24 protein-coding genes are annotated in these 23035 nt (G+C 44.3%); 1 reads left to right on the forward strand and 23 read right to left on the reverse strand.

What is annotated here, in order from left to right:
• Nucleotides 1-91: 91 nt before the first annotated feature.
• From NYE42_RS17585 to NYE42_RS17605, 5 genes are all read right to left on the reverse strand, one after another.
• A complete protein-coding gene (locus NYE42_RS17585; RefSeq protein WP_080130617.1) occupies nt 92-622 on the reverse strand; it encodes an SDR family NAD(P)-dependent oxidoreductase in 531 nt (176 codons plus the stop codon).
• Entirely contained in the window at nt 623-784 is a 162-nt protein-coding gene (locus NYE42_RS17590) for a hypothetical protein (RefSeq protein ID WP_154105043.1), read from the reverse strand. It abuts the gene before it with no gap.
• Nucleotides 785-1701: 917 nt separating this feature from the next.
• Nucleotides 1702-2892 (reverse strand): PDZ domain-containing protein, encoded by a 1191-nt coding sequence (locus tag NYE42_RS17595; protein WP_040238827.1) that lies wholly within the window; start codon nt 2890-2892, stop codon nt 1702-1704.
• Between the two features lie 74 nt (nt 2893-2966).
• Nucleotides 2967-3320: a swarming motility protein SwrAA gene (gene swrA / locus NYE42_RS17600; RefSeq protein WP_014305920.1), complete on the reverse strand. Its 354-nt coding sequence runs from the start codon at nt 3318-3320 to the stop codon at nt 2967-2969.
• Nucleotides 3321-3692: 372 nt separating this feature from the next.
• Nucleotides 3693-5093, reverse strand: a complete 1401-nt coding sequence (locus NYE42_RS17605) for a S41 family peptidase (protein WP_040238826.1) — start codon at nt 5091-5093, stop codon at nt 3693-3695.
• Between the two features lie 167 nt (nt 5094-5260).
• On the opposite strand from NYE42_RS17605, the gene NYE42_RS17610 reads away from it, so the two are divergent.
• Nucleotides 5261-6667, forward strand: coding sequence for a right-handed parallel beta-helix repeat-containing protein (locus NYE42_RS17610; protein ID WP_040238825.1), 1407 nt, complete (start codon nt 5261-5263; stop codon nt 6665-6667).
• Nucleotides 6668-6713: 46 nt separating this feature from the next.
• Here NYE42_RS17610 and ftsX read toward each other — a convergent pair whose 3' ends face one another.
• The 18 genes from ftsX to NYE42_RS17700 all read right to left on the reverse strand — a co-directional run bounded on the left by ftsX (nt 6714) and on the right by NYE42_RS17700 (nt 23031).
• The gene (gene ftsX, locus NYE42_RS17615; RefSeq protein ID WP_007407464.1) at nt 6714-7604 is read right to left on the reverse strand and encodes a permease-like cell division protein FtsX; all 891 of its coding nucleotides are present in this window, start codon (nt 7602-7604) and stop codon (nt 6714-6716) included.
• On the reverse strand, nt 7597-8283 hold the full coding sequence (gene ftsE, locus NYE42_RS17620) for a cell division ATP-binding protein FtsE (RefSeq protein ID WP_007407465.1): 687 nt from the start codon (nt 8281-8283) through the stop codon (nt 7597-7599). Before ftsE ends, ftsX begins: the two co-directional genes overlap by 8 nt.
• Before the next feature lie 218 nt (nt 8284-8501).
• Nucleotides 8502-8843, reverse strand: coding sequence for a cytochrome c551 (gene cccB / locus NYE42_RS17625; protein WP_003151417.1), 342 nt, complete (start codon nt 8841-8843; stop codon nt 8502-8504).
• Between the two features lie 35 nt (nt 8844-8878).
• Nucleotides 8879-9727 (reverse strand): YitT family protein, encoded by an 849-nt coding sequence (locus tag NYE42_RS17630; protein ID WP_105322148.1) that lies wholly within the window; start codon nt 9725-9727, stop codon nt 8879-8881.
• A gap of 169 nt (nt 9728-9896) precedes the next feature.
• Nucleotides 9897-10998, reverse strand: a protein-coding gene (gene prfB / locus NYE42_RS17635) for a peptide chain release factor 2 (RefSeq protein ID WP_096034905.1) whose coding sequence is annotated in 2 segments (ribosomal slippage) — nt 9897-10925 and nt 10927-10998 — 1101 coding nt in all. Because the reading frame shifts where the segments join, the coding sequence is not laid out codon by codon here.
• 74 nt (nt 10999-11072) lie between these two features.
• Nucleotides 11073-13598 carry a preprotein translocase subunit SecA gene (gene secA, locus NYE42_RS17640; RefSeq protein ID WP_085342348.1) on the reverse strand — a complete coding sequence of 842 codons (2526 nt, stop codon included), beginning with the start codon at nt 13596-13598 and terminating at the stop codon, nt 11073-11075.
• Between the two features lie 165 nt (nt 13599-13763).
• A complete protein-coding gene (gene raiA, locus NYE42_RS17645; RefSeq protein ID WP_003151413.1) occupies nt 13764-14330 on the reverse strand; it encodes a ribosome-associated translation inhibitor RaiA in 567 nt (188 codons plus the stop codon).
• A gap of 194 nt (nt 14331-14524) precedes the next feature.
• On the reverse strand, nt 14525-14902 hold the full coding sequence (locus NYE42_RS17650; RefSeq protein ID WP_003151412.1) for a hypothetical protein: 378 nt from the start codon (nt 14900-14902) through the stop codon (nt 14525-14527).
• A gap of 9 nt (nt 14903-14911) precedes the next feature.
• The gene (gene fliT / locus NYE42_RS17655) at nt 14912-15256 is read right to left on the reverse strand and encodes a flagella biosynthesis regulatory protein FliT (RefSeq protein WP_007407472.1); all 345 of its coding nucleotides are present in this window, start codon (nt 15254-15256) and stop codon (nt 14912-14914) included.
• The gene (fliS, locus tag NYE42_RS17660; RefSeq protein WP_003151407.1) at nt 15256-15657 is read right to left on the reverse strand and encodes a flagellar export chaperone FliS; all 402 of its coding nucleotides are present in this window, start codon (nt 15655-15657) and stop codon (nt 15256-15258) included. Before fliS ends, fliT begins: the two co-directional genes overlap by 1 nt.
• Nucleotides 15658-15676: 19 nt before the next feature.
• Nucleotides 15677-17197 (reverse strand): flagellar hook-associated protein 2, encoded by a 1521-nt coding sequence (locus NYE42_RS17665; protein ID WP_251257247.1) that lies wholly within the window; start codon nt 17195-17197, stop codon nt 15677-15679.
• 250 nt (nt 17198-17447) lie between these two features.
• Nucleotides 17448-18602, reverse strand: coding sequence for a flagellin (locus tag NYE42_RS17670; RefSeq protein ID WP_039253658.1), 1155 nt, complete (start codon nt 18600-18602; stop codon nt 17448-17450).
• 144 nt (nt 18603-18746) lie between these two features.
• Nucleotides 18747-18971: a carbon storage regulator CsrA gene (gene csrA / locus NYE42_RS17675; protein ID WP_003151402.1), complete on the reverse strand. Its 225-nt coding sequence runs from the start codon at nt 18969-18971 to the stop codon at nt 18747-18749.
• The gene (gene fliW / locus NYE42_RS17680) at nt 18965-19396 is read right to left on the reverse strand and encodes a flagellar assembly protein FliW (protein ID WP_007407475.1); all 432 of its coding nucleotides are present in this window, start codon (nt 19394-19396) and stop codon (nt 18965-18967) included. The genes csrA and fliW overlap by 7 nt, the downstream gene beginning before the upstream one ends.
• A gap of 29 nt (nt 19397-19425) precedes the next feature.
• Nucleotides 19426-19995, reverse strand: a complete 570-nt coding sequence (locus tag NYE42_RS17685) for a DUF6470 family protein (protein WP_039253655.1) — start codon at nt 19993-19995, stop codon at nt 19426-19428.
• 91 nt (nt 19996-20086) lie between these two features.
• Nucleotides 20087-21004, reverse strand: coding sequence for a flagellar hook-associated protein FlgL (gene flgL / locus NYE42_RS17690; protein WP_015418330.1), 918 nt, complete (start codon nt 21002-21004; stop codon nt 20087-20089).
• Between the two features lie 11 nt (nt 21005-21015).
• Nucleotides 21016-22533 carry a flagellar hook-associated protein FlgK gene (flgK, locus tag NYE42_RS17695; RefSeq protein WP_014419008.1) on the reverse strand — a complete coding sequence of 506 codons (1518 nt, stop codon included), beginning with the start codon at nt 22531-22533 and terminating at the stop codon, nt 21016-21018.
• Nucleotides 22534-22548: 15 nt separating this feature from the next.
• Nucleotides 22549-23031, reverse strand: coding sequence for a flagellar protein FlgN (locus tag NYE42_RS17700; protein ID WP_352426617.1), 483 nt, complete (start codon nt 23029-23031; stop codon nt 22549-22551).
• Nucleotides 23032-23035 lie beyond the last annotated feature (4 nt).

Consider the following 23035-nt stretch of genomic DNA (forward strand, 5'->3'; position numbering starts at 1 on the left):
GCCTCTGCACGCTTGTGTATAAATCTTAAATTTCAACTTATATCTTATATCATACAGCAGTCATTTTCTTGATCATCCAGACGGTGCCACATCAAATGCTCATCGGTTTCCCTTGATAGTCAACGAAAACAAATTCACTATCGATACGAACTTGTCGATTAATGAGATTATAAATATCTTCTGCTGTTTCTTTTGGATGTGTCGGGGCTATCATTCCTCCTATATCCGTCCTTACCCACCCTGGATGGACGGAAAGGACTTGAATGCCTTCATTCTTTGCTACATGGAGCTTCTCGGACAACATATTTAAGGCAGCTTTCGACAATCCATAAGGATAATCACCACTATATGCATTTGTTAGACTACCACCTTCTGACGAGATGTTGATAATGGATTGATTCTCACCCTTTTTCAGCAAAGGTAGAAAATGTTTAATCACACGGGCTGGTCCTAACGTGTTGACATCAAATGCTAGTTTGATAGCCTCTATATCAAGATCCTCAATAGACGTACCCCTTCCATTAAGAATGGCAGCATTATTGATAATCACATCAAGACTTTCACCTACATTACGAGCTGCTTCACGAACAGATTCCTCGTCTGTGACATCTAAATGAAGAATTTATAACTGGTTGCTATTTTTCTCTTTTAATTTGGTTAATTGAGTCCTTTTTTGTTCATTCGCATCTCTGACTCCAGCAAAAACTCGGTACCCTTTTTCTAATCCAACTTCGACAAATCCAAGCCCTAAGCCCCTATTTGCCCCAGTAATTAATATATCCACCATAATCCTCCCAGATTTTTTTAATAGTTATTTTACGGATGCATGTGATAGCAATAGGTAAGACTTTGATGTAATCGCCATCTTTTCCCCTGCTCCACACCCAACGTGCGATTTTCACCGCATTGGGCGTTCCATCTTATTCTTTTATGCTAAAGTAATTCTACAAATTTAAGGTTCCATATCGCATCTATTTGAGTATCAAAGGTTTTAATTTCATAATATAAATTATAAAAAAAATGAACAAAACTAATACAATCCTATTCTACCTTTACATGATCTAACAATTTCAGTTCAAATCCACAGTTACATTTTTTTAATGTTTTTCTTATCGGAGATATCTTACTGTTACATCTTGGGCATTCATTAACCAAATACAAATTATGTATGGGACAAATAACATTAACTGTATAGTTCCAAATTTTCTTCTGATAAAAATTCCCATTAAAACAAGCTGGGCAAATTTTATCAGCATATGAATTAATACCTAACTTAAAGCCCGTCCTTATAAATCCAAGATTAGTGGTATCCATAATTTTATCATTAAAAGTCATACTCCATAATTCTCTTTCAGTAATACCAGTAATGTTGCTCAGTAACTCTAAACTTATCTTACCCGCATCACCTCTAACAATTTTCTTTTTTTATCTGAGCCATAGTATATATCCAACTAGAATTTTCATAACCATTATAATCAGTTATTCTTAATATATATCCTGCTAAAGATTCATCTTCTAAAGGTTTTGGAGTTAGCAATAACCTTTCCAATAAGCCATACCTCTCCTTCATTTATTTTTTTATTATTTCAAAATAAAACAGCTAAGAAAATATAATTTTCTTAGCTGTTTTACTTTCTAGCTGATTTTGAAATCTAGTTTAGGAGTTCTTGAAACTATTCCGAATAATTATGAAAAATCACATTATAATGCTGTCATTTCTTCGTGCTCGTGTTCATCCTGCACGAATAAAATACCTAATTCATGATGTTCGCCTTCATAGGACGCGCGCTGATCAAACCGGATCTCACCGTTCAGGCCGATGATCTCCATTTTTACAAATGCGCGGTTTTTTTGAAGTGCTTCATAAAAATCCGACACATGCTTCACGGGGATGCCGTTTACTTTCGTAATAATCTCACCGATCTTCAGCTCAAGATCGTCCGCGGGTGTATTCGGAATGATGCCGAGCACCATTAAGCCCTGATCCCGCTTAGAGAAATAAAACGGAGCCGCGTTATCGTTCAGCCGCTGTCTCAATGATAAAAACAGGCGTCCGAGCACCGCAATACAAGCGGCAGCTCCGGCAAGCGGAGTCCACCAAAGGGCAGCTGCCCCGAATGCGGTCACGATACCCCCGAGAATCATGACACGTTTCGCCGTTATCCTTATGCTGACTTCCGGAAGTGACCCCTGCACACGCTGTCCGAAGCCGGCGATATAAGGAATCCAGATCAAATGGAAAGAGCCGCCCGGCACGGTAAAGACAGGCCACCAAGAAAGGTGTGACTCAAGCCCGCTGCCCGGCACCAATAAGAAAAGCGGAAGCAGCCATGCGCGATTCGCCAATTGTCGGCCGATGGGCAGGCCTCTGCTGCTGACGACAAGCGCCGGAGATGTTTTCAGATGCGCTGAACGGCAGGCAGCCGCTCCCTCCGTGATAATCAAAAGGCCCATAAACACGGCCGCCGATGCCCAATTCACGCCGAATGCCTGCGGAAACCGATCCGCAAACGGCACTGTGTGGGTATACTGAAGGAGAAACGCAATGAACATGCCGGCGCTGACAATATAAGCTGATGACAGCCAATTCATACGGAACGTCAGCGAAGCCAAAGCCGTCACGGCCGCGATTATGCCGAGAAAACCGAATGGAATCGAAATTCCCAGTCCAAAAAATAATATGGAGAGAAGAATACCCGGTATAAGTCCTTTTATGTATGTAAAGATAAGCTCGTCATACATATCCGCGATTTTTGTATGAAACGTATGGCGTTCACGTTTGATCCGCAAATATCCGCATGCGAGACTTATGATGATAAAAAACCAGAACATCGGGTGCAAAAAAAACAGACCGATACTTTTCAGAAGTTCAATTCCCCATTGAACAGACACTGCTTTCACCGCCTCAAGCCAAACATTTTAATTCTATTCTACCAAATAATCATTGGCTTGAATATCTCAAACGTTTATCTCTCTTCCGTCATCCACAGCGTTACATTTGAGAGAGAGAAATCTTTCAGATAGTGGTCAACCTCTACCTCGATCACGCCGCTGATCAGAAGCATGGACCGCTTAATATCCGTCAGATTGATTCCTAAACGTTTATGGTTTTTCATTAAGTAAGTGAAATAATGCTTCGCACACTCTTCATTGATTTCGTGAACGCATTCAACATTTGTGTAATTGACCAGGTATCTGCTGAACAGCATAAGAAGACTTAGTGCTTTGGTTGATGAAAATGTGACGTCTTTTGTTCTGTCTTTTAGTTGTTCCACTAATTCATAATATTTTTTTTCACGCACAATACTTGCCCTCTTCAATTGTGAACCCCCATTTTTTTATCCAGATAAGCACGGGTGATTACAGCTGCCGTGCTGAAGCGCCGCAAACACTTCTGCTTTCGATACTGAAATGCAGCTGCCAAACTAAAACTGTTCTCTATTAGAACCTTCTTTTATTGTAAGAACTAAAACTGACTGAGGCAACTTTCAAAAGTTTCATTTTGAATACATATTAACTCGGCATAAAGTCTCTCTTCTCTATAAATATCGGGTAATGTTTGTCCTTTATAAATGTTTAAATGTGAAAATTTTTTTAATATCTTGTCAAAACCGACATAATTATATGCCTTTTAGTTCATTTTTAAGGCATGACAAAAGAAACAGGAGACGAAAAAAACGCCTCCTTTTCATTTATTTTACAAATAATGATTTTAACGCCATTTGCAGCTGTAAATCATTTTTTTCGTCAGATTTCTTTTCATTCATCAGCTGATTCATTTTTTCCACTGTCTTTTTATCAATGACCGCTGTTTTATCAAGCTTGTACCGGTCTTGAAACGCCAGAACGGCTTTTTTCATTGTTTTGCTGAAATAGCCGTCCGCTCTGCCCGGGTCGAAGCCTAGGCCTTTCAGCAGGATTTGGGCGTGTTTGACATCCGCGCTGTTCATATCAGGCTGAAGCGGCTGTTTCAGCTGAAGCGGTCCCGCCGCAAAATAATCCGGCTGGCTCACGGCGATTGTCGGAGCAATGCCTTTTTTGTGAATCCAATTGCCTTTCGGTGTCAGCCATTTGTAAAGCGTCAATTTAATGTTGCTCCCGTCTCCCATAGGCACGGCCTGCTGAACCGTTCCTTTACCGAAAGAAGTGTCGCCGACAACGTCATAATGTCCCGCTTCTTTTAACGCGCCCGCAAGAATTTCTGAAGCGGAGGCGCTTCCTTTATCCGTGATGACATTGACGGGATACGGCTTCTTATGTTTTAAGGTTGAGAAATATTGTTTTTTATCGCCGTTACGCTCCGCAATTTGGATATACGGCATGTCTTTTGTGATGAAATGCTTTAAAATTTGTTCGACGCTTTGAAGGTAGCCGCCGGGATTCCCTCTTACATCAAGGACGAGACCGTCAATCCCTTGTTTTTCAAGCTTTTTCAGCGCCGCGGCGAAGTCCTGGGCGGTATGCTCGGAAAATGTCGATATTCCGATGTAGCCGACATGATGACCGCCTGATTCTTTGCGGGAAGCAAATACGGTTTCAAGCGGGATTTCCGCTCTTTTAATCCGGAATGACAGCTGTTTATCAGTACCCGGACGCTGTATTTTAATAGAAACCTTCGATCCTTTTTTTCCTCTGATTTTCAGCACGGCTTCGTTTAAACCTTTCCCGCTCATTGACTCGCCGTTTATGCTGATGATTTCATCATTCGGCTTGAGTCCCGCTTTTTCCGCCGGAGATTGCTTAAACGGTGATACGATAATGATTTTATTGTCTTTCATACCGACTTCAGCGCCGATCCCTTCGAAAGAAGAATCAAGAGAATCGGAAAACTGCTTAGCTGTCTGCTTGTCCATATAAACGGAATAAGGGTCGTTTAATGTAGACAGCATCCCCTGAATCGCTCCTTCAAGAAGCTTTTCGTTATCTACATTTTCCACGTATTCGTTCGAGATCAGCTCATATGCTTTTTCGATTTTTTCCATTGCCCGGCTTCTTTCTGCGTCTGATGAATTCGGCTGTGCCGCCCCGGCAATATGGGCTCCGCCGCACATGATGCTGACGGCCGCTATCACTGCGATCATTTTCTGCTTCATCGTTTACCTCCTCTTAGTCCTTTTACGAAAACCTGGAGATAGTATGTGTAAATTGCAAAGAATTCATGTAACGGCAACAAAAAAATGAAAACGCGAGATTGTTTCATATATATGGGTAACGTATAATATTTTGTATGCAATTCATTAAATATACAGGAGAATGCGATATGAAAATAAAATTATCGATTTTATCCGCGGCGGTTCTGGCCGCAGGAATTACCGCCTTTGTCTGGCCAAAAACAGAGGCCAATGAAAAAACGCAGACGGACGCCTTGTATGTTTCTCCGGCAGGCAGCGACCAAAATGAAGGAACGAAAGAAAAGCCGTTCCGCACATTAAAACATGCGGCTGAAAAGGCAGAGGCCGGGACAACCGTATTGATTCGGGAAGGGACGTACGATGAAACGTTTGAAGTAAAGCACAGCGGCACGGCCGAAAAGCCGATTACATTTCGGAACTATCAGAATGAGCATGTCGCCATCAGCGGCAAATCTGCGCCAAAAAGCGATTCTGAAACTCCGTTAATTCAAATCCGCAATAAACAGTACATTACCATTCACGGCGTTACGCTTGAGAATCTCTCCGTATCATCAGAAGATGCAACGGCCATGGGAATCTTCGTCACCGGATCAAGCAGTTATATCAACATTGACGGCAACCATATCCGAAACATTAAAACCACGGCTGATGAGGGAAATGCACACGGCATCGCATTTTACGGCACAGGCGCCATGAAGGATGTCAGCATCACAAATAATACGGTTGAAAAACTGACGCTCGGCGCAAGCGAAGCGGTCGTGCTGAACGGGAATGTTGACGGATTTAAGATTGCCGGCAATACCATCCGGGACAATAACAATATCGGGATTGACGTGATCGGATACGAAGGAACGTCCAAGCAAAACGACTATGCGCGAAACGGCGTCATTGAAAACAATACGGTGAGCCATAACTCTTCTTACGGAAATCCCGCTTACGGAGATGAATATTCAGCGGGCGGTATTTACGTTGACGGCGCAGAACATGTGGACATTAAGAAGAACACCGTTTACAACAATGACCTTGGGATTGAAGCCACCTCTGAGCATCAAGGGAAATACGCACGTGATATCCGGATTACGGATAACAAGGTGTACGGCAATGCTTACACCGGTATTTCAATCGGAGGCTATGACACGAAACGCGGCGGCACCATCAATTCGGTGATCGCTCATAACATTATGTATCGAAATGACACGAAGGACCTTGATGGCGGCCAGCTGCTGCTGCAGTACGGCACAAAAGGGAACACGATCGAAAAAAACATCATGACGGCAAGCCGTTCAAGGATTTTTATTGCAAATGATTATACGAAAAACGAAGGCAATACCGTTAATCATAACGTCTATCACAAAGAAGCGGGAAAAGACGGCATTTGGAATTGGAAGAACAAAGAATATGATTCATTCGCAGCGTACAAAAAAGGAACGGCAAACGATTCGGATTCCATTTATGCGGACCCGATGTACCGTGACGAATCGTCTTATGACTTTACATTAAAGCCCGGATCACCGGCCCTGCCCGTCATTCAGTAACGAAACCATTAAAAAAAGCCAGTCTATATCAGACTGGCTTTTGTATTTATACACGAAGGAATTTCCGGATGGAAGTCAGACTTCCCCATACTCCGATAACCGCGCCGATCAGAATGAGCACAAGTGATACTTGGAACACAAACGGGCTGTACGGCAGAAGTGAAACAAATGAGCCCTGAACTTTCGGGGCCACCCAAGCGACCATCGACTGGTACGTACTCAGCACGAGAGCGATCGGTATGATAGAACCGAATACCCCCAGCAGCAGCCCTTCCAGGAAGAACGGCCAGCGGATAAACCAGTTTGTCGCGCCGACAAGCTTCATGATTTCAATCTCTTTTCTTCTGGCGAAAATCGTGATTTTAATCGTATTTGAAATTAAGAACATCGCCGTGAACAGAAGGCCGATGATTAACGCAATCCCGATGTTGCGTGACACCCCGACGATCTTAAACAGACGGCTGACTTCTTCTTTCCCGTATGTCACTTTATACACATGATCCAGCTTCTCAATTTTTTTCGCGACTTTCGGCGTATCATGCGGATCTGTCGTTTTGACGATAAACGCGTTGTTCAGCGGGTTTTCCTGATCTTGCATTTTCATGGCCTTTCCGCTGTCGCCGAAGCTTTTGACCAATTGATCAAGCTCTTTATCTTTAGATGAAAACTCTACGCTTTGGATTCCCGAGATGTCTTTAATCTCATTCTGCAGCGTATCCTGCGTTTTCTTATTGGACGTCAGATCGATTAATACTTTAATTTCCACTTCTTTTTCAGCATTTTTAGCCATGTTGTTTAAATTCAGCATAATGACTAAAAACACGCCGACCAAAATCAATGTAACGGTAACGGCACTGATGGATGCAAATGTCATCCATGTGTTTCTTCCGAGAGATTTAAAACTCTCACGCAAATGGCGCCCGAGAATTTTAATCATAAGAACCATACTCCCCTCTTGACTCATCACGCACAATAATTCCGTCTTCGATCGCGATGACCCGTTTCTTCATGGTGTTTACTATTTCTTTATTGTGTGTCGCCATCACAACGGTCGTTCCGCGGTTATTAATCTCTTCCAGCGTCTTCATGACTTCCCATGATGTTACCGGATCAAGGTTGCCCGTCGGTTCGTCAGCTATCACGACGTCAGGATTGTTGACGATGGATCTTGCGATGGAAACACGCTGCTGTTCTCCTCCGGAAAGCTGGTCGGGAAACTGCCGCGCTTTATGCTTCAGCTGCACAAGATCGAGCACTTCGAGCACGCGTTTTTTAATGACTGACTGCTGCTCTCCGATCACCTCAAGTGCAAACGCGACGTTTTCAAACACGGTCAATTTCGGAAGAAGTTTGAAATCTTGGAAAACAACACCTATTTTACGCCGCACGAAAGGAATCTCTTTTTCTTTCACAGACGCGAGATCTTTATGATTAATCAATATTTGCCCTTTTGTCGGCTTTTCTTCTCTGTAAATCATTTTAATAAAAGTAGATTTACCGGCTCCGCTCGGTCCCACGACATATACAAATTCTCCGGGATGAATCATGACTGACAGCCCGTTAATCGCTTTTACACCGTTCGGATAGGATTTATATACTTCTTTCATCTCTATCATGAAATCACCTAATCTTTTAATTATGTCTTGCAGCCATAGAGTTCGTAAAAATACTGCGGTTTATGGCCGGTTTACCAGGAAACAGATGAAAAATCTGAAAGTTCCTTTTCCTCAGTACACTTCATTATACGTCAAATTTAGACATATTACTATTACAGTTTCTTTTCATTCCCAGACCGTGAAAAAACCTTGCCCCTATAACAGGCAAGGTTTTTCTGTTATTTTTTCTGTGACAGCCATTTTGCGATCTTCGCGGCTTCCTCATCATTTACAAGATGGCTCGGCATATTGCCGCGTCCGTTTTTAATGATGCTTTCAATTTTAGCTTCATCATACTTCCCGCCGACTTCCTGTAAATTCGGGCCTCCGCCGCCTTCTAAGTCTTTTCCGTGACAGCCGATACAGCTTTGCTGATAAAGCTCTTCTCCTGCTGACGCAGAAGCTTTTGATCCGCCTGAGCTGTCAGAGCTTTCTTTTTTCGATTCATTGGATCCGCCGCATGCCGCCAGCAGGACGGACATGGTCAGAACCAGCGCCAGCAGCGCCCATTTTGATTTCATATGTAAGATGCACCCCTTCGCTATTATAACCCCGTTTACGCGCGTTTGAAACCCTCGCCGAGCACCTCGCTTGCGTCTGCGACAATGACAAAGGCTGACTCATCAATTTGTTTGACGATTTGTTTCAGTTTTGTGAATTCGGTCTGGCCGACGACACACATTAAGATCGGCCGGTCATGTTCCGTATACCCGCCGACTGCGGAAATCTTCGTCACACCCCTGTCGATTTCTTTAAACACAGCCGATCTGACGGCTTCTTCATGCTGCGTAATGATTAAAGCCATTTTGGAGCGGTTGAACCCGACCTGCACGACATCAATCGTTTTGCTTGAAATAAATACCCCGAGCATCGCATACAGTCCCTGCTCCACTCCGAAAACGAGCATCGCGCTCAGCACAATTAATCCGTCCATGATGGCGAGGCACGTTCCCAGCGAAAGCCCCGTGTATTTGTGAATGATCTGGCCCGCCAGAGCCGTTCCCCCCGTGGAGCCTTTGCCGAGATACACGATGCCGATTCCCGTTCCGATCCCGACGCCTCCGAAAATCGCCGCCAGCAGTTCATGGGTCGTCGCGGCAGGCAGATCTCTTGTTAAATAGACGGCGAGCGGCAGAACGATGGAACCGGCCAGTGTCTTCATTCCGAACTTCCCGCCGAGAATGATCACTCCGGCGATAAACAAAGGGATGTTAATAATCCACTGCACGTAAGCCGGTTCAAAACCAAACGTTTCTAAAATGGTGCTGATCCCGCTTACTCCCCCCGCTGCTATACGGTTCGGCAGCAAAAATACGTTAAACACGACCCCCGTAATCGCCGCGCCGATCATGATATATATATAATCTTTGATCAGACGGAGCGGCTTATTATGATTCACATCCATGCAAAATCCTCCGTTCTCCGATTTTCTCTCGATAGCATTTTAAGTCTTCCCGGCTTAGAAGTAAATAACAGCCAAATACCGTATTAATTTGCTAAAGCGCTGTTGTGAAAAATGGAAAAAGAGAACGGATAAAAAAACACACCTTGCCAAAGGCAGGTGTGTTCCCGGATTACGACAGTTTAGAACGTAAATAGGCGTCAATGAAGATATCGATATCTCCGTCCATAACCGCCTGGACGTTCCCCATTTCCGTATTGGTGCGGTGATCTTTCACCATGGAGTACGGATGGAAGACGTACGAGCGGATTTGGCTGCCCCAGCCGATTTCTTTCTGTTCGCCGCGGATTTCGTCAAGCTCCGCCTGCTGTTCTTCAATTCTGCGCTGATACAGCTTCGCTTTGAGCATTTTCATCGCCCGGTCGCGGTTTTTGATTTGTGAACGTTCCGTCTGGCACGTGACGACTACATTTGTCGGCAGGTGGGTGATCCGAACGGCTGAATCAGTCGTATTGACGTGCTGTCCGCCGGCACCGCTCGCCCGGTACGTATCAACTTTAATATCTTCGGTACGAATATCAATGTCGATTTCTTCATTGAATTCAGGCATGACTTCACATGACACGAATGACGTGTGACGGCGGCCTGATGAATCAAATGGAGAAATCCGCACGAGGCGGTGTACGCCTTTTTCCGCTTTTAAATAGCCGTATGCATTGTGGCCTTTAATAAGCAGTGTGACTGACTTAATTCCTGCTTCATCTCCCGGGAGATAATCAAGCGTTTCAACTTTGAAACCGCGTCTTTCCGCCCAGCGGGTATACATTCTGAGCAGCATGGAACCCCAGTCCTGGGATTCCGTACCGCCGGCCCCCGGATGAAGTTCTAAAATCGCGTTATTTTTGTCATATGGTTCACTGAGCAGCAGCTGAAGCTCAAATTCATTCAATTCCTTCGTTAATGACTTCAGCTCTTTTTCAAGCTCTTGCTGAAGGTCCTGGTCAGGTTCTTCTTTTAAAAGATCATGTGTCATTTGCAGCTCTTCGTGAGACTCGCTCAGCTGATGATAGGAGTTCACGTATTCTTTCAGACCGTTCGCTTCATTGATGACGGTTTGGGCCTTCTGCTGGTCATTCCAGAATTCCGGTTCCGCCATCTTTTCATCTAATTCTGCAATGCGGGCTTCCTTTGATTCGAGGTCAAAGAGACCCCCTGAAGTCCGCTAAACGAGAAGCCATATTTTCGAGCTCTGCCCTGATTTCTGATAATTCCATTCCATTCACCTCATTAAAAGATCCGGGGCGCCATAAGACGCAGACCCGGTCATGTTCGCTTCATACAGTCGAGACTATTCTGTCCGGCCGCAGCAATTTTTATATTTTTTTCCGCTTCCGCAATGGCAAGGCGCGTTACGTCCGATATCCACAACTTTGCGGACCGGCGCTTTTTTCGCTTGTTTGGCCTCATCGCCGTCCTGCGGCTGATGAGCCGTCGTTTGGCCCTGAACAACTTCTTCGCGTTCCAGATTGCTTTCAATCTCGGCCTTCATGACGAATTTCGCAACTTCGTCCTCAATGGACTCAATCATGTGCTCAAACATTGCGAAGCCTTCCATTTGATATTCACGCAGCGGATTTGTCTGCGCATAAGCGCGGAGGTGAATCCCTTGACGCAGCTGATCCATCGCATCAATATGATCCATCCATTTTGAATCAACGGCACGCAATACGATGACTTTTTCAAATTCACGCATCTGCTCTGTGCCGAAATTCTCTTCTTTTTCATTATATTTTGTCATGATGCGGTCCATGATCATCTCATGCATTTCATCCGGTTCTTTTCCGAAGATATCGCTCTTTTCAAGTGCGCCTTCATCAAGATACGTTGAATTCACCAGCTCCACGAGGCCGTCAAGATTCCATTCTTCCGGAAGCTCCTCTTTCGGCGTATAAGCGGCAATCGCACGCTCCAGAGAAGACTTGATCATGCCTTCCACAATGTCACGCAGGTTTTCAGAGTCAATGACTTCAAAACGCTGCTTGTATATGACTTCGCGCTGCTGACGGAGCACGTCGTCATATTGAAGAAGCTGTTTACGTGAATCAAAGTTGTTTCCTTCGACACGTTTTTGAGATGATTCCACGGCGCGTGACACCATTTTGCTCTGAATCGGCGTGGAGTCATCCATACCGAACCGGTCAAGCATCGCCATCGTCCGTTCAGCTCCGAAACGGCGCATCAATTCATCTTCCATTGAAAGATAAAATTGTGTGATGCCCGGGTCTCCCTGACGTCCTGAACGTCCGCGGAGCTGATTGTCAATCCGGCGGGATTCGTGGCGTTCCGTACCGACGACTGCAAGGCCGCCAAGCTCTTTTACGCCTTCGCCGAGTTTAATGTCGGTTCCGCGTCCCGCCATGTTGGTCGCAATCGTGACAGCGCCTTTTTGTCCCGCTTCCTCAATAATCTGAGCTTCACGCTCATGGTTTTTGGCATTGAGCACCTGATGCGGAATCCCTTTGTTTTTCAGAAGTTTAGAAATCAATTCAGACGTTTCAACGGCAACCGTACCGACAAGAACCGGCTGTCCGGTCATGTAGCGCTGGGCGACATCCTCCGCCACCGCCTTGAATTTCCCTTCCATTGAGCGGTAGATCAAGTCCGGACGGTCATCACGGATGACCGGCTGGTTGGTCGGGATGGATACAACCTGCATGTTATAAATATTTCGGAATTCTTCCTCTTCCGTTTTTGCGGTACCGGTCATACCGGCCAGCTTTTCGTACATACGGAAATAGTTTTGGAACGTAATCGTCGCCAATGTCATGCTTTCATTTTGAATCTCCAGGCCTTCTTTCGCCTCAATCGCCTGGTGAAGACCTTCGCTGTAGCGGCGTCCTTTCATCAGACGGCCGGTGAAGGAATCAACGATGACGACCTGGCCGTCCTCAACAACATAATCCACGTCTTTCTGCATCGCCGCATGGGCTTTTAAAGCCTGGTTGATATGGTGGTTCAAGGCCACGTTTTTGACATCAAACAGGTTGTCGATGCCGAACGTTTTTTCAGCCTTCGTCATTCCTTCTTCCGTCAGCTGAACGCCTTTCGTTTTGACGTCATACGTAAAATCCTGATCTTTCTTGAGTGTGCGGACAAACGCATTTGCCTGCACGTACAGTTTTGTGGACTTCTGAGCTTGTCCGGAAATAATCAACGGCGTTCTCGCTTCATCGACTAAAATTGAATCGACTTCATCAATAACGGCAAAATGAAGCGGGCGCTGCACCATTTGTTCTTTATAGAGCACCATGTTGTCACGCAAATAATCAAAGCCGAGTTCATTGTTCGTTGAATACGTGATATCGGCTGCGTAAGCTTCGCGTTTTTCGTCTTTTGACATCGAATTCAGGTTCAGGCCGACTGTAAGCCCGAGAAACGCAAAAATTTCTCCCATTTGCTGGGCATCACGGCTCGCCAGATATTCGTTGACCGTTACGACGTGAACGCCTTTTCCCGTCAAGGCATTTAAATACACGGGAAGCGTGGACGTCAGCGTTTTCCCTTCCCCTGTTTTCATTTCGGAGATGTTCCCCTCATGAAGGGCGATGCCCCCCATCAGCTGCACTTTAAACGGGAACATGCCGGTTACGCGGCGGGAAGCTTCACGAACGACGGCAAACGCTTCGACAAGAAGGTCATCCGTCGTTTCTCCTTTTTCAAGCCGCTCTTTAAATTCTGCCGTTTTATGTTTAAGCGCCTCGTCAGAGAGATTTTCATAATCTCCTCTTACGGCATCAATGTCATTTGCTATTTTTTCATATTTGTTCAGCGCACGTTTGGTCGGATCAAACATTTTATTTAAAATCCCAAGCATCTATAACGCTCCTCTATGTTCACATGCAGATTTTGCATGGAATAAATGATAATTTTCTGTCCATGTATACCTCTCATTATCATACCATACCTTTTGCCATTTCCAAAGAATTTGCAGATAAAGATAGAGAAAAACCTTCCGCGCGTTCACGGAAGGCTGGATGGTTTATTCAGTCGGTTCAATTAATCCGTATTTGCCGTCATTTCTGCGGTAAACGACATTTGTGAGATTCGTCTCCGCGTTGGTGAATACGAAGAAATTATGTCCGAGCATATTCATTTGGAGAATCGCTTCTTCATTATCCATCGGTTTTAAATTAAAACGCTTTTGACGGACAATTTCCGGGCTGTCATCTTCAATTTCGTCCTGAACCGCTACGCCCGTATCAGCAGCGCTGCCGTTCTCGAAATAATGTTTCGGAAGACCCTGCTCGCGGAATTTTCGGTTGACTTTTGTTTTGTGCTTTCGGATTTGACGTTCCAGCTTGTTTGTTGCGAGATCAATTGCATTGTACATATCCTCGTTATGCACTTCAGAACGAAGCGCCAGATCAGTCATCGGAATGGTGACTTCAACTTTGGATTCCTTATCATTATAGAATTTTAAGTTGACGTTCACATCGGCATTGACGCTCTGCTCGAAATATCGCTCCAGCTTGCCGATTTTTCTCTCCACATGATCCTTTAACGCAGGTGTAACCTCAATGTTTTCTCCTCTGATATTGTAGTTCATCAAAGAACGCCTCCCTTTATCTAAGGATATGTAACTATTTCTCTTTTACCCCTTCTGATCCCTGCTGAAACGTTAAAATAATGTGTAAATTCGGTGAACGATGACGAATGGTGTCGGTTTTATCCGGCAGCTTCCGCCAGGATTATAAGTATATGCGGAGGACGCAGGCAAAAGACCTGCCGCTTGCAGCAGGTCTAGTGAAGAACATACGGTTTGATGCAGTCGTGCGTCTGCTCCATCCATAGCTTATAATGCGGCAGAAAGATGGTTTTTAAAAACTCCTGAAAAGGGGCGGACGGGAAATCATAATCATTTAACATGCTGAAATCCTGAAAGATCTCGTCAAATGAGCGGATCGCCGTCTCCACGCATCGGCACTCAATGATAGACAGCAGAAGCGCATGAGAGGAATCGAGATGAAAAAAAGCCTGAATCAAATCGTTGTAAATCCGCTCGCCCTCCGTCTTAAAAAAATCATCCTGCGTGTCCAACAGGTAGCAAAGCCCCTCATCAATCGTAAAAAGAAGCTGGTAATAGGCTGACACCAAATGGTAATCGTTCAAACTTCTCAAAACACTCACCTATTTGCGTTTGTCGTAATAACGGCCGTCACTTGTCGTTTGATGATACGGATTGAAATACGTATTATGGTAGATTCGTTTTTTCTTAAGCGTTTTTATTTCATTTCGGATACCATCCTGAATCCGTTTCACTTCGCCGGTAATCAGACGGTCCATCGCGGCCACCTGCTGAAGCAGCGTTTTTTCTTCTTCGGAAAAAGGCGGCTTTATGCCCGCAAGCATCTCCTCCCTTTTCTCCGTAAATGCCGTAACGCTGCTGATAAGACCGTCGCTTTCCGGGGCGTCCTTCAGTGCGGCGTACATGTTCTTCGTTTCGTTATACAAAGAAAAGACATTGCTGTTCATCAGGCAAGGCCGCCCGCGCCATGGCTGTTTTTCCGTTCACTCTGCATGGCCTGCTTCCACGTGTCGCGAAATTCAGTAACGAGCTTTTCCGCTTCATCTAAAAATTCTCCGTTATTCTGCACGTTCGCGTCGATCAGCCGGCGGCGGATGTAATCATAAATGGATGACATCTGTTCAGAAATCTCAATCTCCCGGTTTAACGTGATGCTGAGCTCTTGAATGATGTTTTGCGCCTTTACGATATTTTCATTTTTGGCTTCAAGGTTGTTTTGCTTCATCGCCTGCCTGGCCAGCTTAATGAATCGCAGGCAGCCGTTATAAAGCATAAGAGTCAGCTCTTCCGGAGCGGCTGTAAAGACGGATGTCTGCTGATAAGCAGCAAAAGGATTATTTATTGCCATTTTTATAAAACCTCCAAGGTTATGATGTTGAAGATCCTAACATTGACGTGAGATATGAAGATTGGCTGTTCAATTTCTCCAATGCCGTATCCAGTGCGCTGAACTTTTTATAATATCTCGTCTCGATGTCATCCAGCTTCGTTTTCATATTGGAAATATTTGTTTCTATTTCATCCAGGCTTTTTCCGATGGTAAAGCTGGTTGATACCGAGCTTTCCGTACCCGCCTGTTTTGAAATTTGAATCTGCATTTTGTTTAATGTGTCTTTTAATCTCCGGGCAATCCCCTGTTCCTCCGGGTTTTTGGTTTTCGCTGTATCAGGGCTGTCTGCATTAAACAGTTTAGCCACGAGAGCAGGATTCTCGGTAATTTTCTGTTTCAGTTTCGCTTCGTCTTTAATGACAAGCTTTCCTTGATCCGTATAACTATCAGACGTCTCAATTCCGAAATCTGCAAGCTGATATTTTTTCCCGTCAATCGTAACCGTTGAGTACAGATCAAGCCGCATCTCCGCCAACCCGTTCTGCAGCGTGCTGTCGCTCCGTAATAAACCGCTTTTGGCCTTTGCTTCCCACTGCTCAATCTGCTTATCGGTCATCGCTTCTCTTTGTTCATCGGTTAGCGGCTTATAATCGCGGTATTTTGATTCTGTCACCTTCGCGTTTGCGCTTTTAATTAACGTATTGTATTTATCAACGAAATCTTTAATGTTGTCAAAAATCCCGTCCGTATCAGTCGTGCTGTTAATCGTAACCGTTTTATTGCTGTCCGTCACGCTGTTCAGCGTGTATTTGATGCCGTTGATCGTAAAGTTATTGGACGTTTTTGTCATTTCAAGCCCGTTGAACGTAAATTTCGCGTTTTTCCCTTCGGCATTGGCCGTCAGTTCATTTGTCGCATCATCAACGGCAAAACCGAGCTGATCTTTCAGAAAGCTTTTGGTCGCGTCATCACCTGCTGAAAGGGTAAATCCTTCCCCCGTTTTATTGGAAGTGAACGCAATCGTGTCCACATAATCCGTGCCGTTAGAGATTTTTTCTTTTAAAGCCGTCACTCCGAGGCCTGAGCTGTTCAGTTTAGAAATGACATCGTCAATCGTATCGGTTGCGGCGATCGTGACGTTTACCTCAGTCGGCTTCGTTTCACCCGGATTTGTGACATTGAATTTCAATGTTTGGCTTTGACCCGAAGTGAAATTGATGGCGCCCGATGATTTATATGTCGTCGGCGTGGCCAGCTGCTGTACAGACATACTCGTTGAAATATTCTGCTCAGCACTGACGGCCACCGCGCTGACACTGGAATCCGAACTTGTTACTGTTTTTTTATTCCAGTTTGTAGACATCAGCATATTATTAAATGTAGTAGAATACATGTCGGCAATCTGGGTATTCATTTCCCGATAAGCATCGCGCTTCCATTCAAGCGTCTGCTTTTGCTGGTTTAATTTATTTAGCGGCTGCTTTTCGGCATCCATCATTTTTTTCACCAGAGAATCTACATCAAGACCGGAATTAAGGCCTGTGATTCTTGTGACCATATGTACCCTCTCCTTTTCGGCGTTTAGTCGTAGACGGCTCTATGACAACAGTGAGTTTCCGACTGTTTATCATATCATAGCTCCATAAATGTATGATCTTATTCTTATATCGGTCATATTAAAAGGTTTTCAATAATTTAACTGCAAAATATATTGTTTCATTTTGTCAATAGGGTTCTTTGGCTTGCTGAAGGGGGAGATAGCTGAAGAAATAAAAAAAAGACCCTGGAGAACCAGGATCTTTCCGTCATTAACCTTTAAGCAATTGAAGAACTTGCTGAGGCTGTTGGTTAGCTTGCGCAAGCATAGCTTGAGAAGCCTGAGTAAGGATGTTGTTTTTCGTGTACTGCATCATCTCAGAAGCCATGTCTACGTCACGGATACGTGATTCAGCAGAAGTCAGGTTCTCAGAAGAAGTACCAAGGTTGTTGATTGTGTGCTCTAAACGGTTTTGAACCGCACCAAGTTTAGCGCGCTCGCTAGATACTGTGTCGATAGCTGTTTTGATTGTTGTAAGAGCTGAAGACGCAGCTTTAGCTGAAGATGAGATGTCGATACCTTTTGTAGCGTCTTTATTTACTGTAGTAGAAGTTGTAGTGTCAGCTCCTACAGTAGCTTTTTTAGTTAAGTCTGCGCCATCAATAGCAGTAGCTTTAACAGCCCCTGTTTTATTTAAAGAATTTAGAACGTCTTCTTGTGAAGCAGTAATAGTACCATCAGCTTTTTGCGCTAATGTTACAGTTACTGTTTTGCTAGTCTCATCATAAGACGCAGTTGTTTTATCTACATCAGAAGTTCCAGCCGCAGTGAATGAAATTTTAACGGCTTCTCCTTGATCATTTCTTACTTCGAGTTCAGAGTTTCCATCAAGTGCTGTCTTTTCGCCAACTTGGCCAATAACTTTTAAAGAATCAGCGTTCATGTTGTTGATTGAAAGGCTCATAGTTTGACCTTCGTTAGCACCGATTTGGAAAGTCAGTTTGTCAGCCGTGCCATCAAGCAATTTCTTTGTGTTAAACTCAGTATCTGTAGAAATTCTTGTCACTTCAGAAGAAAGCTGATCCATCTCTTTCTGTAACTCGTCACGGTCAGAAGTGGTGTTTGTATCGTTCGCCGCTTGTGTAGCAAGCTCGCTCATACGCTGAAGAATGCTGTGAGTTTCGTTTAATGCACCCTCAGCCGTTTGGATAAGAGAGATTCCGTCTTGAGCGTTTTTAGACGCCATGTCTAAACCGCGGATTTGAGAACGCATTTTTTCAGAGATCGCAAGACCCGCAGCGTCATCACCAGCGCGGTTGATGCGAAGACCTGAAGATAATTTTTCCATGTTTTTTGCAGCAGAGTTTGAACCTGCATTCAGCTGACGGCTAGTGTTAAGAGCCGCGATATTGTGGTTGATTCTCATTTTGTATTTCCTCCCTGAATTGTTTTTCGCACGTCCTTGTGCATTTGCGCAGCGTCATTTCCGAAGAAAATTTTTCCTCTCATTGGCTACAATATATATATCGGACAGCCGCTTCTATTGTTTATATTGAAAATAAAAAAATCCTCACTTTTTTTGTGAGGATAAGTTAAGTAATAAATCAGTATTAAAAGATACGGCTCTGTTGTTCTCTTCCAGGATCGACAAGTAGATTTCTTTCCGATGAATATCTACGTGCTGAGGCGCTTCAATTCCCAGCTTCACTTGTTCTCCTTCGATGGCGATCACCTTTATTTCAATATCCGGCCCGATCTGAATGGACTCATTCACTTTTCTTGAGAGAACTAGCATGATCCTCCTCCTATCAGATGTTTTGTTTCATAGGAAGCATCATGTAAAATGATTTGTTTCGCCTTCATTTCCTTTTTATTGACGATAATCGGCGCTTTTAAATTGGCGGTCGTGTTTTCAAAAGGCTCTTCCAGCGTTAAAATCGCCATCACTTCGACGTCCTCTATATCTTCAATATGCAAAAGTTCAAGCGTCGCATGGTCAATGTCAAATTCATACCCTTTAAAGAAAATAAACGGACTGGCGACAATAAAGGCGATGTGCTCCTGTTTGACAGACTGCAGCGCCAAAAACGGTGAATCTTCCGACAAAGGAAGAACAACAAATTGAGTCTCGTCATTAAATCCCGGCAGGCCGTTTTCAAATGAGATAATCTGCCCTTCGTCTATTCTGATTTCTCCGTGATATTTTGTTTTAATTATCATGCTTCACAATCCTTTACCACTTTCATCTTTTATTCTGCGTTGCCATCGTCAACCGAAATCGTCACCTTAGGGTCTTGCATCATATCAATCTGAACTTTCCCCGGCGTATAATTCCATACAGGTTTATTGACGGCTGCTTCAATTGAAGCTTTACGGGCTTCAATATCAATCGTAAGCTTTGAAGGAATGCAGTCAATGTCGACGAGAAACTGCGCAGGCAGAAAGTCGCTGAATTCGCCAAATGGATCGGGCGGTCTGACATCTGCTGCCTGCCGGGCCATCACATTGCCCGTTTTCTTTTCGATAGCCGCCATTTCCTTCCCTTCCCTGACTGTTTTTGCAATAAACTCGCTGCAGGCTTCCGCACCTTTCTGGGCGGCTTCAGCGTTCAGCTTTTCAAATGATTTGAGATTCAAGTTCTCCCACGCCCTCGTCTGGTCAATCGTCAGTTTGGCCGGCGTGCTTTCTATGTTCAGCTCTGCCGGCGGCTGCTCAATTTCCAGGTCAGCGGGCGGCTGTTCCATCTCGATTTCTTCCTTTTGAAAGGTTATACCGATTTTAGCAGGCACACTGTCAATAATCAATCTCGGCATCTGCACAGAGATCCCTCCTGTTTATAGTATTTTAGTAAAAAAAGCGATCTCCCTGTTGTGAGTCGCTTTTTTTATATATTGAAGACGATCAGTTATATTATTTCAGGAAGTCAATCAGTGACGGCTGAATGATGTTCGCATTCACTGACAGCGCTGCTCTATGAACCGTCTGTTGAGATAAATAATCAACAATTACATCTTCCATTTCTACATCTTCATTATCGGACAATACTTTTTCAGCGGTTGCCGCTTGTGATTCCAATCTTGTCTGAATGAGTTCCAACCGGTTTGTGCGTGCGCCGATATTGGATTTTTCAGCATTCATTTTGTCAGTAAAACCGTCGATATCTGACAGAATTTGATTTGAATCTGCTTCGGATAGTGTGCCTTTGCTTAAAGAAGCTTCTAAGGAGTTGAGAAATTCAAATACATTATCTCCATTTTGTGCGACGCCTCCGAAAGCTGATTTTGGATCAGAATTCACTTTCAGCACTGCTCCGTTCGAGATGTTGATGTTAACATCCGAAGCACCTGTATAATTCTCATAGTTGTACGTATATGTGCCGTCGGCATTTTCAGTGATCGGCGGGACGTCTGAATTTGTTCCGTTAAACAGATAACGTCCGTTTACCTGAGTATTCGCGACAGAAACGAGCTGCTTTTTCAGCTGGCCGATTTCTGTACCGATTGCTTTCAATTCTGTTTCACCGTTCGAATCACTTTTCGCCTGAACCATCAAGTCCCGGATTTTCCCCATAATATCCGTTTCCGAGTTTACGCTTGATTCCGAGTTTTCCAGCCATGTAAAGCCTTGCGAAACATTCCGCTGATACTGGTTTACCTGCGCAAGCTGAGTACGGTACTGCATTCCCTTCATTGCAACGACCGGATCATCAGAAGCTTTCGTGATTTTTTTCCCCGTAGACACTTGCTGCTGAAGCCGATCGAGCTTGTCATAACTTGAGCCGATAAATCGAAGAGAATTTTTTGCGATCATCCCTTGAGTTACTCTCATTTACTTATCTCCTATCTTCCTCCGGTGCCCATACCGTTAATAATTTTATCGAATATTTCATCCTGCATCGTTATGATCCGCGCAGCCGCATTATAAGCGTGCTGAAACTGAATCATATTTGTCATTTCCTCATCTAAAGACACTGCACTGACTGATTGTCTCCGTTCATCGGCTGAAAGGGTGTTGCTTTCAGAGTTGTTCATAAGATTGGCCGCTTTTTGTGAATTAACGCCCAGCTTTCCGATAAGGGATTCATAAAAGTCATTAATTGTAGTGGTTTCACCGTTAATAGTCAGCTTGCTGTTCTGTACAGCTGCAAGATTTGTCGCGTTTGTGCCGTCACTTTTTTCTCCGTTTAACGACGCTGCGATATTATCAGTAGACGCAAGAATTTTGTCACTGACTTTTATTTTCGCAGCCGCACCTTTTGCCGGCACCGCTTCATCACCGCTGAAATCAAAAAATGCTGCACCCTGTTCGCCTGTATAGGTCTTCCCTTTTTCATGAACTGCATTAAACGCGTCAGCAAAGGATAGCGCCATATTGTCAAGAGCCGTCAGCATTTCAGGATAAAGACCTTTTTCTTCTCCGTTTGACATATAGCCGTATGATTCAATAAGACCTAAGAGTGAGCCTTTTCCGGTAAATGCATCCGCATTGACCGTACTGCTGCCGACTGACACACTCGACACGAGGCCGCTGTCCTTGTCGTAGTTGATTTTCATTTCTGAAACTGTTTTTGTGTTACCGTCGAGCAGCGTACCGAGAGAATTGTTGTTTCCGTTCAGCAATTCGACGTTAACCGTGCCCTCAGCAGTCGCCAAGGCATGTCCGCCCGACTTATTATATGAAACTTTAATATTTGCCATAGAAGATAATTGATCAATCAATCTGTCTCTTTGGTCATACAAATCATTAGGGAGCATACCGCTCGGCTCAACTGCTGCAATTTGATTGTTAAGGTCATTCAGCTGATTGAGAATGGAATTGACCTGATCCGCTGTGTTATCCAGGTTCTTTTTAATATCACCCTGAATGTTAGTCAAAGAGGTAGATATATAGTTAAAACTTTCGGCAAGAGATTTCCCCTGCTCCTGCAAAACTGAGCGCGCTCCCGTATTTTCCGGATTCGTCGCCAGATCCTGAAGGGCATTCCAAAACGAACTGAGCGATCCGTTTAATCCGTTATCGTCAAGCTCTTTCATGACGCCTTCCATTTGCGACAATGAATTGGAACGGGCTGTATAGTACCCTAATTTTGTATTTTCAGTTCTGTACTGATAGTCTAAAAAACTGTCTCTGACGCGCTCAACTGAACCGGCTTTTACTCCTGTTCCGATTTGGCCGGCTGTCAGATCACTGTTTTTTGATACTGCGGGATAAGGGCTCGTCGATTGTAATGTGACGCGCTGCCTCGTATATCCTTCTGTATTTGCATTTGCAACGTTATTTGAAACTGTGCTCAATGCAGTCTGCTGCGCACTCAATGCACGCCTTGCTGTTTCGAGCCCCATAAAAGTCGATGGCATTGAAAATCCTCCGTTCTAAGCTTTTGAATCGAATAATGTCAAACGGCTGACAGGCTTGCGCGCCGCTTGCGGCTCTTTATAATTCATATTCTCTTTTTCACCCGGCATGATCATATCGAATGCCCCGGAGATGAATTGTAAAGCCTGAATCGTGAGCTGTTTGTTCATCTCATTCACTTCTTTCAGACGGCCAAGAAGCGCAGACAAAGAGTGAAATAACCCTTCAAGCTCCTGTTTTTCACTGCCTGAAGTTCTGGAGATGCATGCAGCAATTGTATTGTCCTCACCGCGGCTGAGAAACTGAGAAGTTAACCTGATTCGTTCTTCCTCAGTCTGCCCGATTGCCTGAATATACTTTTGCTCTTTGGTCAATATGTTGGAGAGCTCTTTTGTTTTACCTGCTTTCAGCGCTTCCGTTTTCTCCTCAGACAGCGTGAGCAGAAGTTCATGCAGTGCGCAAAGTCGCTTCAGTTGATCAATAATTGGCTTTGCTGACATTGGC

Source organism: Bacillus sp. FSL K6-2865, from assembly GCF_040311405.1.
GTDB lineage: Bacteria > Bacillota > Bacilli > Bacillales > Bacillaceae > Bacillus > Bacillus velezensis.